This window comes from Cellulomonas sp. (genome assembly GCF_015234515.1).
Taxonomy (GTDB): domain Bacteria; phylum Actinomycetota; class Actinomycetes; order Actinomycetales; family Cellulomonadaceae; genus Cellulomonas.
Genome location: NZ_JADGMY010000029.1, coordinates 77,422 through 91,625, shown reverse-complemented (window position 1 = coordinate 91,625; position 14,204 = coordinate 77,422). Strand labels below are relative to the sequence as shown.

The 14,204-nt window shown below is 74.4% G+C and carries 15 protein-coding genes; 1 reads left to right on the top strand and 14 read right to left on the bottom strand.

Annotation, left to right across the window (positions count from 1 at the left end; translation table 11 throughout):
• Positions 1–10: 10 nt before the first annotated feature.
• The 9 genes from IR158_RS16435 to IR158_RS16395 all read right to left on the bottom strand — a co-directional run bounded on the left by IR158_RS16435 (position 11) and on the right by IR158_RS16395 (position 8,524).
• The gene (locus IR158_RS16435) at positions 11–496 is read right to left on the bottom strand and encodes a DUF4190 domain-containing protein (RefSeq protein ID WP_291814714.1); all 486 of its coding nucleotides are present in this window, start codon (positions 494–496) and stop codon (positions 11–13) included.
• A 63-nt stretch (positions 497–559) separates the two neighbouring features.
• The gene (locus IR158_RS16430) at positions 560–1,015 is read right to left on the bottom strand and encodes a DUF2752 domain-containing protein (protein WP_291814712.1); all 456 of its coding nucleotides are present in this window, start codon (positions 1,013–1,015) and stop codon (positions 560–562) included.
• Positions 1,012–1,683: a hypothetical protein gene (locus IR158_RS16425; protein ID WP_291814711.1), complete on the bottom strand. Its 672-nt coding sequence runs from the start codon at positions 1,681–1,683 to the stop codon at positions 1,012–1,014. The genes IR158_RS16430 and IR158_RS16425 overlap by 4 nt, the downstream gene beginning before the upstream one ends.
• A 70-nt stretch (positions 1,684–1,753) precedes the next feature.
• Positions 1,754–2,059: an HGxxPAAW family protein gene (locus IR158_RS16420; RefSeq protein WP_291814710.1), complete on the bottom strand. Its 306-nt coding sequence runs from the start codon at positions 2,057–2,059 to the stop codon at positions 1,754–1,756.
• 64 nt (positions 2,060–2,123) lie between these two features.
• The gene (locus tag IR158_RS16415) at positions 2,124–2,735 is read right to left on the bottom strand and encodes a Trp biosynthesis-associated membrane protein (RefSeq protein ID WP_291814709.1); all 612 of its coding nucleotides are present in this window, start codon (positions 2,733–2,735) and stop codon (positions 2,124–2,126) included.
• Positions 2,732–4,309 carry an anthranilate synthase component I gene (locus tag IR158_RS16410; RefSeq protein WP_291814708.1) on the bottom strand — a complete coding sequence of 526 codons (1,578 nt, stop codon included), beginning with the start codon at positions 4,307–4,309 and terminating at the stop codon, positions 2,732–2,734. Before IR158_RS16410 ends, IR158_RS16415 begins: the two co-directional genes overlap by 4 nt.
• Positions 4,306–4,716, bottom strand: coding sequence for a phosphoribosyl-AMP cyclohydrolase (hisI, locus tag IR158_RS16405; protein WP_227575984.1), 411 nt, complete (start codon positions 4,714–4,716; stop codon positions 4,306–4,308). Before hisI ends, IR158_RS16410 begins: the two co-directional genes overlap by 4 nt.
• A gap of 155 nt (positions 4,717–4,871) precedes the next feature.
• The gene (locus tag IR158_RS16400) at positions 4,872–6,665 is read right to left on the bottom strand and encodes an ABC transporter ATP-binding protein (protein ID WP_291814762.1); all 1,794 of its coding nucleotides are present in this window, start codon (positions 6,663–6,665) and stop codon (positions 4,872–4,874) included.
• Between the two features lie 41 nt (positions 6,666–6,706).
• Entirely contained in the window at positions 6,707–8,524 is a 1,818-nt protein-coding gene (locus IR158_RS16395; RefSeq protein ID WP_291814759.1) for an ABC transporter ATP-binding protein, read from the bottom strand.
• A 235-nt stretch (positions 8,525–8,759) separates the two neighbouring features.
• Between IR158_RS16395 and IR158_RS16390 the strand changes: the two genes are divergently transcribed.
• Positions 8,760–9,392, top strand: coding sequence for a TIGR03085 family metal-binding protein (locus IR158_RS16390; protein ID WP_291814707.1), 633 nt, complete (start codon positions 8,760–8,762; stop codon positions 9,390–9,392).
• Positions 9,393–9,442: 50 nt separating this feature from the next.
• Here the strand turns inward: IR158_RS16390 and hisF are convergent, their stop codons facing one another.
• The 5 genes from hisF to prcB all read right to left on the bottom strand — a co-directional run bounded on the left by hisF (position 9,443) and on the right by prcB (position 14,203).
• Positions 9,443–10,213 carry an imidazole glycerol phosphate synthase subunit HisF gene (hisF, locus tag IR158_RS16385; protein ID WP_291814706.1) on the bottom strand — a complete coding sequence of 257 codons (771 nt, stop codon included), beginning with the start codon at positions 10,211–10,213 and terminating at the stop codon, positions 9,443–9,445.
• Entirely contained in the window at positions 10,210–11,088 is an 879-nt protein-coding gene (locus IR158_RS16380; protein WP_291814705.1) for an FKBP-type peptidyl-prolyl cis-trans isomerase, read from the bottom strand. The genes hisF and IR158_RS16380 overlap by 4 nt, the downstream gene beginning before the upstream one ends.
• Positions 11,089–11,236: 148 nt before the next feature.
• The gene (gene pafA, locus IR158_RS16375) at positions 11,237–12,598 is read right to left on the bottom strand and encodes a Pup--protein ligase (RefSeq protein WP_291814703.1); all 1,362 of its coding nucleotides are present in this window, start codon (positions 12,596–12,598) and stop codon (positions 11,237–11,239) included.
• 43 nt (positions 12,599–12,641) lie between these two features.
• On the bottom strand, positions 12,642–13,376 hold the full coding sequence (gene prcA / locus IR158_RS16370) for a proteasome subunit alpha (RefSeq protein ID WP_227575499.1): 735 nt from the start codon (positions 13,374–13,376) through the stop codon (positions 12,642–12,644).
• A complete protein-coding gene (gene prcB, locus IR158_RS16365) occupies positions 13,373–14,203 on the bottom strand; it encodes a proteasome subunit beta (protein ID WP_291814700.1) in 831 nt (276 codons plus the stop codon). The genes prcA and prcB overlap by 4 nt, the downstream gene beginning before the upstream one ends.
• Between the last annotated feature and the right edge of the window lies 1 nt (position 14,204).

The window sequence follows — 14,204 nt, the reverse complement described above, 5'->3', positions numbered from 1 at the left end:
CCGTCGCGACCTACGGCGTCGTGGCGAGGAACGGGAGGGTGAGTCCCAGGAAGAGCAGGGGCAGGAGCACCACGAGGGCCAGGACCACGACCGCGAGCACACCCAGGCCGCTCGCGACCCAGCCGAGCACGATGCCCGCGGTCGCCATCCCGTCGTTGTTCGCCTGCCCGGCGGCGACGGCGCGACGCGCGTTGTTGCCGAGGATCACCGCCGGTACGCCGGTGAAGAACAGGCAGCCCATGATGCCCAGCAGACCGAGGACGAGGGACCACACCGCGAGGTCGTTGCGTGGCGCGTACGCAGGCGGCGGGACGACCGGGTACCCGCCCTCCGGCGGACCAGGCTGCAGGCGCCGGTCGGGTGACGTGACCGGTTGCGGACCCGGCCTCGTCCCGGGCCCCGAGGGCGCGTCCGCGGGCGCGGCGCCGCCGTGCGCGACGTACGCCGCCTCCTGCCCGTACAGGGGCCCGGGCTGCGGCTCATGGGGTGTGCTCATGACGTTGACTCCTGAAGGGCGGGGACGAAGGACGCGACGCTCGCGACCACGGCGGTCGAGCCGTTACGGCAGTGGTGCAGGTCCGAGGTACGGCACCAGCGCCGGGACGTTGCGCAGCACCGCGAACGCCACGACCGCGACGAGCGCGGTCCACGGGAGCCACGCCGGCGCGACCGGGCTCGGCTCGCCACGCAGTCGCCGCACGGTCCACAGCAGCCAGGCGATCGCCAGGAGCGGCGCGGTGAGCGTCCACAGCGGGTTCGCCTGCCACGCGGCGGCGAGGTCCCCGGTCAGCAGGTCGTGCGTGGCACGCAGGCCCCCGCAGCCCGGGCAGGACACGCCCAGGAAGAGGACCGAGGGACAGATCCCGTAGCTGAGGGGCACGTACGGCGACCGGGCCACCAGCAGCACGGCGCCGGCCACCGCCGCCGCGCCCAGAGCGAGCGGCACCGCGCCCCGCCGCACGTGCGGCGGGGGCGCGGTGCCGGGGCTCGACGCCACCTGCGGGGCAGGTGTCACGGGGTCTGCAGCTGCTGCTGACGCTCCACTTCCTCCTGGACGTACTCCATGAAACCGTCCAGGCCGCCGTACTGGGCGATGCCCATGACGATGCTCACGAGGAAGTACAGCCCGATCAGGACACCGAGGACGCTGAGGATGATGCCGGCGAGCGCGAGGCCGCCGTTGGTGGCCTCACCCCGCGCCGCCGCCGCGCGACCCTTGATCCCGAGCCAGATGCCGATCGCACCGGGGATGATCCCGACGGCGAAGCAGCACAGCACGATCGAGAGGATGCCGAGCCCGAGCGACCAGCCGCCGAGCGAGTTGCGCGCGGTCGACGGTGCACCGCCGTAGCCGGGCTGCTGGCCGTAGCCCGGCGCCTGGCCGTACCCGGGCGCCTGGCCGTAGGCCGGAGCCTGGCCGTAGGCCGGCGGCTGTCCGTACGCCGGCGGCTGTCCGTACGCCGGCGCCTCACCCTGCCCGTAGGCGGGGGGCTGGCCGTAGCCCGGAGCCTGGCCCGGGGTAGGTGCCGAGGGCGCGGCCGGGCTCGTCCCCGCGGGGTACGGCGGGACGTCCCCTGCCGACGGGGGCGTCGGCGGCGGGGTCGCCGGACCGGGCGCACCCGAACCGGCACCCGGCTCGTCGTCGGGCGTGTACGGGTCGCGGGGCTCGTTCGGGGTCGTCATGCAGCTCTCCCTGCGTCAGTGGTGGCCGGTGGGACCGGCCGGGTGCGGACCGGAGGACTCCCCGGTGCGGTCAGTGGCCCCCGCGGCGCTGTGCCCGGGCGAGCGTCGCCGCTCCGCCCTGCCCGTGCCCGAGCAGCTGCAGGATCTTGCCCAGGACGAGGGCCAGGACGACGATGCCCATGCCGACCCAGAACAGCCAGGCGAGCGTCAACGCCACCCCGAGCGCCGCGACCACGCCGCCGAGGACGACACCCCACGTCGTCGTCCACGCCGCGACGGTGCGACCGTGGTTCGTCGGAGGCGTCGTCGGCGGCAGGTGCATGGTCTCGGTGCGCGTCGGGTTCTGGGCGCGGTGGGCCAGCGAGTGATCGGCCATCAGTGGTACGTCCTTCGTGCTCGGTGTCGGCCCACCCTAGCGGAGACCACCCCGTCCATGCTGGTCAGGACGGGTCGTCGCCGCGGCTGAGCGCGTCCCAGTCCGCGCGCTCGTCGGCCGCGCCCGTGGTCGCCGGCGCGGGCCCCCCAGGACGCTCGTGGCGACGCGACGTGTGCCGCCACGATCCGCCCGCTCGCCCCAGCGCGAGGCCGAGCAGGACCACGAGGGCGCCTGCGACGCACGCGACGACCGGCCACGCGGTCACCGACGCGGGCGGGTCGCCGACGGCGACGCCCGTGGTCTCGGCCACGGCACCCGAGACGGCGCCGCCGGGGTCGGCGAGCACCGCGACGGCAGCGGCGGCGACGAGCAGGCCGGCGCCCGCCGTGACGATCGCCACCACCCAGCGTCCCGCCCGTCCGACGAGCGCCACGGCAGCAGCGGCGGCGAGCAGGACGAGACCGGCAGCCGTCGTCTGCGGCGCGACCGCGGCGCCGGTGACGCCGACGCTCACGCGACTCTCGAGAGAGCTGCTCCCCTCGGCGACCACCCACGTCGGCAGCGCGACGGCCGCGACCAGCGCCGCCGCGAGGACGAGCAGCAGCACCCACCGGCCGCGGCGCGCGGACCCGCCGGTCGCTGCCCGAGCGGCACCGTCGGCCGGTGCGCCGGTCACGGCAGGTCGTCGCGCAGGCAGGCCGCGAGCTGGATCGCCCGCACGGCGGCCGCGGCCTTGTTGCGCGACTCCTCGTACTCGAGCGCCGGCACGGAGTCGGCGACGATCCCGCCGCCGGCCTGCACGCTCGCCCGCCCGTCACGGATCACGGCGGTGCGGATCGCGATGGCCATGTCCATGTCCCCCGCGAAGTCGAAGTACCCGACGGTCCCGCCGTAGACACCGCGCCGCGCGGGCTCCAGCTCGTCGATCAGCTCGATCGCCCGCGGCTTGGGTGCGCCGGAGAGGGTGCCGGCCGGGAAGGTCGCCACGAGCGTCTGCAGCGCGGTGGACCCCGCGCGCAGGCGACCGACGACCGTCGAGCAGATGTGCATGATGTGCGAGAACCGCCGCACCGCCATGAACTCGACGACCTCGACGCTCGTCGGCTCGCAGACCTTGACCATGTCGTTGCGCGACAGGTCGACGAGCATGATGTGCTCGGCCCGCTCCTTGGGGTCCGCGAGCACCTCGTCCGCGAGGGTCCGGTCCTCCTCGGGCGTCGCTCCGCGCGGACGAGAGCCCGCGATCGGGAACGTCGTGACGTGGCCGTCGCTGACCTTGACGAGCGTCTCGGGGCTGGAGCCGACGACGGAGAAGTCGCGCCCGTCCGCGTCCTGCAGCGCGAGCAGGTACATGTACGGGCTGGGGTTCACGGTGCGCAGCACCCGGTACACGTCCAGCGGGTCGGCCGGGCAGTCCAGGTCCAGCCGCTGCGAGAGCACCACCTGGAAGACGTCCCCGTCGCGGATGGCCTCCTGCCCGCGACGCACCTGCGCCTCGAACTCCTCACGTGTGCTGCGGAACTCGAGCTCGGGGACCGGTGCGGCCGGGTCGATCACCGCCGGTGCGGGGACCACGGGCCGGCGCAGCGCCGCCTGCATCTCGTCGAGCCGGCGCACCGCGTCGGCGTACGCGTCGTCGACGCGCTCGTCGGTCGCGTCGAAGTTGATCGCGTTGGCCACGAGCCACACCGAGCCGTCGACGTGGTCGACGGCTGCCAGGTCCGAGGCGAGGAGCATCGTCACCTCGGGGATGCCGAGCTCCTCCGGCGCGCGCGCGGGCAGCGTCGGCTCCCAGTGGTGCACGACGTCCCAGCCCAGCACGCCCACGAGTCCCCCGGTCAGCGGCGGCAGCCCGTCGATGCGGGGGGTGTGCAGGACGTCGAGGGTGCGGCCCAGGACGTCGAGCACGTCACCCTCGGTCGGCACGCCCACCGGCACGTCTCCGGACCACGCGGCTCGGCCGTCCCGCACCGACAGGCACGCGCGCGACGTCACGCCGACGAACGACCACCGCCCCCAGGTGCCGTCCGACTCGGCCGACTCCAGGACGAACGTGCCGGGACGCCCCGCTGCGAGGGAGCGGTACAGCCCCACGGGGGTCACGTCGTCGGCGAGCAGGCGGCGCACGACGGGCACGACACGCCGCTCGGCGGCCAGCTCCCGGAACCCGTCGCGCGTCGGCCAGGTCGCCCCCCAGGGCAGGTCCGTGGCGGTCGCGCGCGGCGCGGCGGAGACGGACGGCTGGGTCACGGCTGGGCTCCTCGGGAGGTGGCGGCGGCCGCCGCGGACGGGTCGGAGGTGGGGGGCAGGACGACCGGCAGAGGTCCGCCGGCCTCGAAGCACGTACGGGAGCCGGTGTGGCAGGCGGCGCCGACCTGGTCGACGGTGACCAGCAGGGCGTCGCCGTCGCAGTCGATCGCCACCGAGCGCACGTGCTGGACGTGACCCGACGTGTCGCCCTTGCGCCAGTACTCCTGCCGGGACCGGCTCCAGAACGTCACGCGGCCCGTCGTGAGGGTGCGGTGCAGCGCCTCGTCGTCCATCCAGCCGAGCATGAGCACCTCGCGGGTGTCGTGCTGCTGGACGACCGCGGCGACGAGCCCCGCGTCGTCGCGGCGCAGGCGCGCGGCCACGGCGGGGTCGAGGGCGCTGCGCACCAGGCGGCCGTCGGGGGTGGTGGAGGGGTCGGTCTGCGGCACCCGACGATCCTGCCACGCGCGACCGGCACGCAGGCGCGCCGTCCGCGACCGCGCCGCGGCACGTCCCCAGCCCGGTCGGGACCGGGCTGCACCGGCTGCACCGGCTGCCGGGCTCAGCGCGTCTGCGACACCCAGGCGGAGTGCATCGTCGCGTAGTGGCCACCGCGCGCCAGCAGGTCGGCGTGCGTGCCGACCTCGACGACGCGACCGGCGTGGACGACCACGACCAGGTCCGCGGCCTCCGCCGTGGACAGGCGGTGGGCGATCGTCAGGGTCGTGCGGCCCCGGGCGAGCTCGCGCAGCGCGCGTGCGATCCGCACCTCCGCCACGGGATCGACCGCCGAGGTGGCCTCGTCGAGCAGCAGCAGGTCGCCGTCCGCGAGCCGCGCCCGCGCGAGAGCCACGAGCTGCCGCTCGCCGGCGGACAGCAGCTCACCACGCTGCCCCACGGGGGTGGCCATGCCCGCGGGCAGCTCGTCGAGCCACGCGTCGAGACCGAGCTCGGCGACCACCTGCTCCACGCGGGCCACGACCTGCGACGACGGCTCGGCGGCGACCACGTCGTCACGCAGTCCGTAGGCGATGTTCTCGGTGATCGTGCCGTCGAACAGGAACCCCTCCTGCGGGACCAGCACGACCCGGCGCCGCAGGTCGTCCGAGGCGATCCGGCGCAGGTCGGTGCCGTCGAGCAGCACGGCGCCGGTGGTCGGGTCCATGAACCGCGCGACGAGCTTGGCCATCGTCGTCTTGCCCGAGCCCGTCGCCCCGACCACCGCGACCGACGTGCCGGCGGCGACGTGCAGGTCGACGTCCTGGAGCACCGGCGGGCCGTCCGGGTAGGCGTAGCCGACGTCCGCGAACGTCAGCGAGGCGGGGCCGCGCGGGCTGGGGACGGCGTCCTCGCCCGGCTCCGCGACGTCCACGGGGGTCTCGAGGACGCCCAGCACACGCCGCCAGCCCGAGATCGCGTTCTGCAGCTCGTTGAGGATCTCGGTGGCCATCTGCACCGGCCCCGTGAACAGCTGGACGAGGAACAGGAAGGCCAGCACCCGTCCGACCGTCAGCTCGCCGGCGACACCCAGCCACGTGCCGGCGACCACGACGACCGCGAGCACGAGGTTGGCCACCAGCACGCCGGACGAGAACACCACCGCCACGAGCGTCTGGGCGCGCACCATGGCGCGTCGCGTCGCGGCCACCGCGGCGTCGACACGGCGCTGCGTGCGCTCCGACACCCCGTACGCCCGGATGGTCTCGGCGCCGACGACCGCCTCGGACACGGCTCCGAGCATCGCGCCGTACCGCTCCCGGACGGCGGCGTACCGCCGGTTCACGCCGCGCTGCAGGCGCGGCAGGACCACCATCAGGGGCAGGAAGCACGCCCACACCAGCAGCGTGAGCTGCCACGAGTAGACCGCCATGAGCGTGGTGGCCACGAGGATCTGCAGCGTCGAGACGAGCAGCATGATGCCGCCCCACTGCACGAACATGGAGATCGTGTCGACGTCCGACGTGACCCGGGAGACGAGCGACCCGCGCCGCTCGGTGCTCTGGGTGAGCACGGACAGGTCGTGCACGTGCCGGAACGCCTTGGTGCGCAGGGTCAGCAGGCCCGCCTCGCTGGACCGGAAGAGCCGCACGTTGACCAGCGCGGAGCAGGCGGCACCGACCGCGAGGCCGACCGCCGCGACGCCGACGAGCGCGGCGGCCCGCGACACGTCGACGCCACCGGGCGCCAGGATCGCGGTGTCGACCGTCTGCTGCACGGCGATCGGCACGAGCACGCGGGCGGTCGCCGCGACCACGGCGAGCACGAGCGTCACGGCCAGCCCGTCGAGCAGCTCGGGCGACACCTGCGCCGCGCGGCGCAGCGTCGCCAGGACGCCGAGGGTGCTCGCCGGTGCCATGCGGCTGTCGTGCGCGGCCGCCCGTGGTTGGTCCTTCGCCGTCACCGACGTCCTCCCTCTGCCGGGACGTCGTCGCCCCACACGTCGACCGCGCCCTCGTCGGCGCGTTCGCGCGCGCGTCGCTGCGACTCGCGCTCGTAGGCCGTGGCGAGCTCGCGGTAGCCCGCGTCGCGCGCCAGCAGCTCGGCGTGCGTGCCGCGGTCGACGACGCGACCTGCCTCGACGTGGACGACCTCGTCGGCGAGCACCACCGAGGCCATGCGGTACGCCACGAGGAGCACCGTCGGGCCGGTCGCGCCGGTGCCGGCGTGCAGCCCGGTGAGGATGTCGCGCTCGACGCCCGGGTCGACCGCGGAGGTCGCGTCGTCGAGGACCAGGACGCGGGGACGCCGCACGAGAGCACGCGCGAGCGCGAGCCGCTGCCGCTGACCCCCGGACAGGTTCGCGCCGCGCTCACCGAGCGGCGCGTCGAGCCCGCCCGGCAGCGCCCGCACCACGTCGTCGACGCGTGCCGCGGCGAGGGCCGCCCACACCTCGTCGTCACGGGGCGCGCCGGCGTCACCGGGGTCGGCGAGCGTGACGTTGCCGCGCACGGTGTCCTCGAACACGAACGTCGACTGGCTCACGTAGCCCACCTGGGCGGCGAGGTCGGCGGGTCGCAGGTCGCGGACGTCGACGCCGTCGACCTCGACCGTCCCCTGCGACGGGTCGACGAGGCGCGGAACGAGACCGACGAGGGTGGACTTGCCGGCGCCGGTGGGGCCGACGACCGCCAGCGTGCGCCCCGCCTCGACCCGCAGGTCCACGCCGTGCAGCAGCTCGACCTCGCCGTCGGCGCTGGGCACCCGCAGGTGCACCCCGCGCATCTCGACCGTCGCCCCCGGGGACGCCGCGACCAGCGGCGTGATGCCTTCGCTCGGCACACCCGGGGCGTCCAGGACCCGCGAGATCCGGTCGTGACCGACCAGGCCGCGGGGCAGCTCGCCCAGCACCCAGCCGAACGCGCGCACGGGCACGGCCAGCAGCGTCAGGAGGTAGGCGGCCGCGACGACGTCGCCGGTGCCGATCGCGCCGGCCGCGACCCGCTGGACCCCGACGAGCAGCACGAGCAGCGTGCCGAGGTTCGGCAGCAGGTCGATGACCGGGTCGAAGACCGCGCGGACCACGCCGACGCGCACGTTCGCGTCCCGCAGCTCGCGGGCACGCTCGGTGAACCGCACGTCCTCCCGGTCCTCGGTACCGAGCGACTTCACCAGCGCGGCGGCCTCGAAGCTCTCGTGCGCGACGTCGGCCACCTCGGCGCGCAGCTGCTGCGCACGCGTGATCGCCGGGGTCATCCGGCGCTGGAAGACGAGGTTCGCGATCACCGCGAGCGGCAGCACCACCAGGGCGGCCAGCGCGAGCCACACGTCGGTGCGCAGCAGGGCCGCGGTGGCGGCGACGATCATGACGACGACACCGAGCGCGAAGGGAAGCGGGTTGAACACCCCCGTCGCGGCCTCGACGTCCGAGCCGGCGTTCGACAGGAGCTGGCCGGTCGGGTGCTGCCGGTGCCACGACATCGGCAGCCGCAGGTACTGCCGCGTGACCGCCCGGCGGTGGTCCGCCTGGATGTCGGCGACACCGATGCCCGCGAAGACGCGGCGGCCGGCGACGCTGACAGCGAGCAGCAGCGCGACGAGCGCGACGACGAGGCCGGCGAGCCAGATCCTGCCCTGCGCCTCCTCGGAACCCGCGAGCGCCGGCACGACGACCTGGTCGGTCACCGCTCCGAGCACACGGCTCACCGCGACCGTCAGCCCGCCGAACAGCGCGGAGGTCACGACGGCGGCGACGTACGTGCGGGGGTGCGCCCGCATGCCGCGCCAGACGAGGGCGGCCGACCGGCGGGCCGTCGAGCCGCGGAGCGCAGCGCCCTGCGCGTCCGGACGCGGCGAGGCGGCGGGGGTCCGGGGGCGCGCGGGCACGGCTGTCACACTCCTGACGACACGGGGATGTGGGGATCTTCTCACGCACGCGCGGCTGCACCCGTTCGACGCGCGCCGGACGGCACGGTGCGCGACGAGACTGCTTCGCATGGCACGATCACGTGCCATGACGTGGCACGAGACCGAACGCGACTGGCTCTGCGAGACGCTGCGCGCCGCGGACCCGCACGACCCCACGCTCTGCGCGGGCTGGGAGGCCCGGCACCTGGCGGCGCACCTGGTGATCCGTGAGCGGCCCGGGCTCGCCGCCTCCGCGGTGCGCGGCGGTCTGGCGGCGGCGACGGAGCGGCTCGCCGACAGCGCGTCCGACGCCCCCGGCTACGCCGACCTGGTCGACCGGTTCGCCACGCGGCCCCCGCGGTGGAGCCCGCTCGCGTGGGCCGGTGACGCGGTGAACGCCACGGAGTACTTCGTGCACACGGAGGACGTGCGCCGGGGCACCGGGGACCTCACGCCCCGCGAGCTGCCGGAGGGCCTCGTCGATGTCCTGTGGTCGCAGCTCGTGCGCATGGCCCCGCTGCGCCTGCGTCGCCTCGGGCCGGGCGTGGTGCTGGTCCGGGACGACGACGTGCGGTCGGCCGTGCACGCCCCTCGGCAGGGGCACGGGACGGTCGTCCTGCGCGGCGACGTGGGAGAGCTCGTGCTCGCCGTGTCCGGCCGCCTCCAGGCGTCGCACGTGCGGCTCGACGGCGCCGAGGACGAGGTCGCCACCGTGCGGGACCTCCTGACCGGTCCCTGACGACGGCGCGCGCTGCAGCGCCCCGACGACCGGGGCGGCGCGCCGTCGCGTCAGCGGACGACGACTCCCGCGGCCCGCAGGGCGTCCTTGACCTGACCGATCGTCAGCGTGCCGAAGTGGAAGACGCTTGCGGCGAGCACCGCGTCAGCCCCGGCCCGCGCCGCCTCGACGAAGTGCTCGACGGTGCCGGCGCCGCCCGAGGCGATCAGGGGGACGCTCACGCGAGCGCGCACGTCGGTGATCATCTCCAGGTCGAAGCCCGCGGTCGTGCCGTCGGCGTCCATCGAGTTGAGCAGGACCTCACCGACCCCGAGCTCGACGGCGCGGTGGGCCCACTCGACGGCGTCCACCCCCGTGCCGCGACGCCCGCCGTGGGTCGTCACCTCGTAGCCCGAGGCCGTCTGCGTGTCCCCTGTCGTACGGCGGGCGTCCACCGACAGCACCAGCACCTGCGAGCCGAACCGGTCGGCGATCTCGGTGATGAGCTCGGGTCGCGCGATCGCCGCGGTGTTGACGCCGACCTTGTCGGCCCCGGCCCGCAGGAGTCGGTCCACGTCGTGCGGCGACCGGACCCCGCCTCCGACCGTGAGCGGGACGAACACCTCCTCGGCGGTGCGACGCACCACCTCGTACGTGGTCTCGCGGTCGGACGACGACGCCGAGACGTCGAGGAACGTCAGCTCGTCGGCGCCCTCCGCGTCGTACCGCCGGGCGAGCTCGACCGGGTCGCCCGCGTCGCGGAGGTTCTCGAAGTTCACGCCCTTGACGACGCGGCCGGCGTCCACGTCCAGGCACGGGATGACCCGCAGCGAGAGGCTCACTGCGCGCCCTGCGCGGGCGTGCCGGTGGCGAGGATGTCGATCACGAAGACCACCGTCTTTCCGGCGAGCTCCTCGGCGTCGGTGACGCCCAGGGGGTACGAGGGGGGCACGACGAGCATCACGCGGCTGCCGGCGGGCTGGTCGACCAGCCCTTCGGACCACGACGGCACGTCGGACAGCAGGAACGAGACGGGCAGCACGCGCTGCCACGTGGAGTCGAACAGGGCGCCGTCGTCCCAGGAGAACCCGGCGTACTGGACGGTGATGACGTCACCCGCGGCGACCTGCGCGCCGGTGCCGCGCACGAGCGGCTCCACGACCAGGCGGTCCGGCGGGGGCGTGCCCGTCGGCGTCAGCGACAGCGAGCCGTCACCGGCCTCGGTCACCACCGGCAGGGACGGGTCCGGCTCGATCGGCTCCCCCACCGCCCGCGTGGGCAGCACGTCGAGGACCGTGACCGTCGGGTAGTCGGCACCGGACCCGCCGGGCGCCACCTGCAGCAGCCGCGCACCGACCTGCTGGCCGCGCAGCGTCTCGTACAGGTCCGTCCCCAGGTCCTCGACCGTCAGCATCCGGGGCGTGGGGCTCGTCGAGTAGCTCTCCTTGACGAGGCTCGCGTCCCGCGCGTTCTCGAGCCAGAAGTCGATGAGCACCGGAGCGCCGTCGACGAGCTCGGCGCCCGTCCCGGGCCAGATCTCCTCGCGGAACGTCTCCTCGACGGTCAGCGGCGTCACGTAGGTCACGGTCGGGGCCTGGCCCGTGTCGCCCGTCACCGTGACCTCGGGCTCGACCGCCGCCACCGAGGTGCACGCCGCGAGCACCACCGCCCCGAGAACCGCAACGGCCGCCCGGCGGGCACCTGCCACCAACCGCACGTCCGTGCCTCCTCCGAGCTCGGTCCTTCACGACGTCGTCGCCGCGCCGGGCCTCCCGGCCCGCGCACGACGGGGCCCTACTGTACGACCACCGCGAGTCGTCGCGGCGTGACGTCCGGCCCCCGCGACAGGCGCGGGGCCAGCGACGTCACATGGACTCGATGAGCCGGTCGACGCGCTCGTCGACGCTGCGGAACGGGTCCTTGCACAGGACCGTGCGCTGCGCCTGGTCGTTCAGCTTGAGGTGCACCCAGTCGACGGTGTAGTCCCGCCGGGCGTCCTGCGCCGCGCGCACGAAGTCACCGCGCAGCTTCGCCCTCGTCGTCTGCGGCGGGACCGCCGTCGCCTCGAACACGTCGAGGTCGGTGGTGACCCGCTCGACGAGCCCGCGCGCGGCCAGCAGGTTGTACAGGCCCTCGGTGCGCGAGATGTCGTGGTACGCGAGGTCGAGCCGCTGCACCCGCACGTCCGAGAGCTCGAGGCCGTGCTTCGCGCGGTAGCGCTCGATCATCCGGTACTTGATCACCCAGTCCAGCTCCCGCTCGACGAGCGTGAGGTCTCCCTCGCGCAACGCCCGCAGCCCGCGCTCCCACAGGTCCAGCACCTGCTTGGTCTCCGGGGAGGGCCCCGTCTCGGCGGTGACGAAGTCGCTGACGCGCGAGAGGTACTCCTCCTGCAGGTCGATCGCGGTCACCGTGCGGCCCGACGCCAGCGTCACCGGCGCCTTGCCGGTCATGTCGTGGCTGATCTCCCGGATCGCGCGGATCGGGTTCTCCAGCGTCATGTCGCGCATCGTCACGCCGGCCTCGATGAGGCGCAGCAGCAGGTCGGTCGACCCGACCTTGAGCATCGTCGTCGTCTCCGACATCGACGAGTCGCCCACGATCACGTGCAGCCGGCGGTAGTGCTCGGCGTCGGCGTGCGGCTCGTCCCGGGTGTTGATGATGGGCCGGGACCGCGTGGTCGCGCTCGAGACCGCCTCCCAGATGTGGTCAGCGCGCTGCGACAGGCAGTAGACCGCACCCCGCGGCGTGGTCAGGACCTTGCCCGCCCCGGTGAGGATCTGCCGCGTGATGAGGAAGGGCACGAGCACGTCCGACAGGCGCGCGAAGTCGCCCTGCCGCCGCACCAGGTAGTTCTCGTGACAGCCGTAGGAGTTCCCGGCCGAGTCGGTGTTGTTCTTGAACAGGTGGATCCGCCCGGGCAGCCCCTCGTGCTCGAGCCGCTGCTGGGCGTCCGCCACGAGGCCCTCGAGGATGCGCTCCCCCGCGCGGTCGTGCGTGACGAGCTGGCGCCAGTCGTCGCACTCGGCGGTCGCGTACTCGGGGTGCGAGCCGACGTCGAGGTACAGCCGCGAGCCGTTGCGCAGGAACACGTTCGACGAGCGCCCCCAGGCCACCACCTTGCGGAAGAGGTACCGCGCGACCTCGTCCGCGGACAGGCCGCGGCCGTCCTGCGCCGCGCACGTGACCCCGTACTCGGTCTCCAGACCGAAGATGCGCCTGTCCATTCGTCACTCCCCGTCGCTCGTCGGCCCGGTGCGGTCGTCACCCTCAGGGCGTCGGCGGACCGTCACCGCCCGCCGGGGCGTCGACCCCGCCGAGCACGTCCTCCAGCAGCGCCCCCGTCAGCCTGCGGAACGCGCGCCGCGGCCGGGTCCGGTCCAGGACCGCCACCTCGAGCGCGGCCGCACCCAACGCCCGCGGCTCCGCCTCGTCCGCGGCGGAGCCCAGCACCTGCACCGCGAGCCCCAGCGCCTGCGCGAGCGTCATGCCCGGGCGCCACCCGGCACCCAGCAGGCCGGCCAGGCGCTCGGCCTGGCCGCCCATGACGACCCAGCCGTGCTCGTCGGCGACCGAGCCGTCGTACGACAGCCGGTAGATCTGGTCGCCGGCCGGCTCGCGTCCGACCTCGACGACGACCAGCTCGACCTCGAGCGGCTTGGACTCCGTGGTGAACACCGTGCCGAGCGTCTGCGCGTACGCGTTGGCCAGGCCGCGTGCGGTCACGTCGACACGGTCGTAGGAGTAGCCGCGCAGGTCGGCGTACCTCACACCGGCGACCCGCAGGTTCTCGAACTCGTTGTACTTGCCGACGGCGGCGAACGCGATGCGGTCGTAGATCTCCGAGATCTTGTGCAGCGCACGCGACGGGTTCTCGGTCGCGAACGCGATGCCGTCGTCGTACTGCAGCACCACGACGGAGCGTCCGCGGGCGATGCCCTTGCGCGCGTAGTCCGCCCGGTCCTTCATGAGCTGCTCGGGCGAGACGTAGAAGGGCATGCTCATCGCGCACCTCCCTCGCGTCGCGTGCTGCGTCGGCCGTTCTCGACGGCCTCGACCGCGGCAGCCAGGTCGTCGTCCGACACCCGCAGGTAGCCCGCCTCCGTCACGGTGGCGACCACGGGCCAGATGCGCCGCGCACGGTCGGGACCCCCGGTCGCGGAGTCGTCGTCGGCCGCGTCCACGAGCGCCTCGACGGCGACACGCACCGCGGTCGACGCGTCCAGGCCCTCCCGCCAGCGCTTCTTCAACGAGCCGCGGGCGAACACCGAGCCCGACCCGACGGCGTGGTGCTCGTGCTCCTCGTAGCGCCCACCCGTCACGTCGTACGAGAAGATGCGGCCGCGCCCACCGTCCAGGTCGTACCCGGCGAACAGCGGCACGACGGCGAGACCCTGCATCGCCATGCCGAGGTTGCCGCGGATCATCGTCGCGAGCCGGTTGGCCTTGCCGTCGAGCGACAGCAGGCTGCCCTCGATCTTCTCGTAGTGCTCGAGCTCGAGCTGGAAGAGGCGGACCAGCTCGATGGCCAGGCCGGCGGTCCCCGCGATGCCGACGGCGGAGAACTCGTCCGCGGGGAAGACCTTCTCGATGTGCCGGCTCGCGATCATCGAGCCCATCGTGGCGCGTCGGTCACCCGCCATGACGACACCACCGTCGAAGGCCAGGGCGACGATCGTCGTGCCGTGCGGCGTCTGGACGTCGCCGGACGGCACGGGACGCCGCCCCGGCAGCAGGTCAGGGGCGTACCCCGCGAGGAAGTCGACGAACGAGGACGAACCTGGCGTGGTGAAGGCGTGCGGGAGCCGGCCGGACGAGTGGTGCAGTGTCATC

Bases quoted from the DNA above. Each gene is read 5' to 3' on its own strand.
- prcB (WP_291814700.1), bottom strand. From the start codon at position 14,203: ATGACACTGCACCACTCGTCCGGCCGGCTCCCGCACGCCTTCACCACG.
- IR158_RS16425 (WP_291814711.1), bottom strand. From the start codon at position 1,683: ATGACGACCCCGAACGAGCCCCGCGACCCGTACACGCCCGACGACGAG.
- IR158_RS16435 (WP_291814714.1), bottom strand. From the start codon at position 496: ATGAGCACACCCCATGAGCCGCAGCCCGGGCCCCTGTACGGGCAGGAG.
- pafA (WP_291814703.1), bottom strand. From the start codon at position 12,598: ATGGACAGGCGCATCTTCGGTCTGGAGACCGAGTACGGGGTCACGTGC.
- IR158_RS16390 (WP_291814707.1), top strand. From the start codon at position 8,760: ATGACGTGGCACGAGACCGAACGCGACTGGCTCTGCGAGACGCTGCGC.
- prcA (WP_227575499.1), bottom strand. From the start codon at position 13,376: ATGAGCATGCCCTTCTACGTCTCGCCCGAGCAGCTCATGAAGGACCGG.
- IR158_RS16420 (WP_291814710.1), bottom strand. From the start codon at position 2,059: ATGGCCGATCACTCGCTGGCCCACCGCGCCCAGAACCCGACGCGCACC.
- IR158_RS16400 (WP_291814762.1), bottom strand. From the start codon at position 6,665: ATGGCACCGGCGAGCACCCTCGGCGTCCTGGCGACGCTGCGCCGCGCG.
- IR158_RS16395 (WP_291814759.1), bottom strand. From the start codon at position 8,524: ATGCGGGCGCACCCCCGCACGTACGTCGCCGCCGTCGTGACCTCCGCG.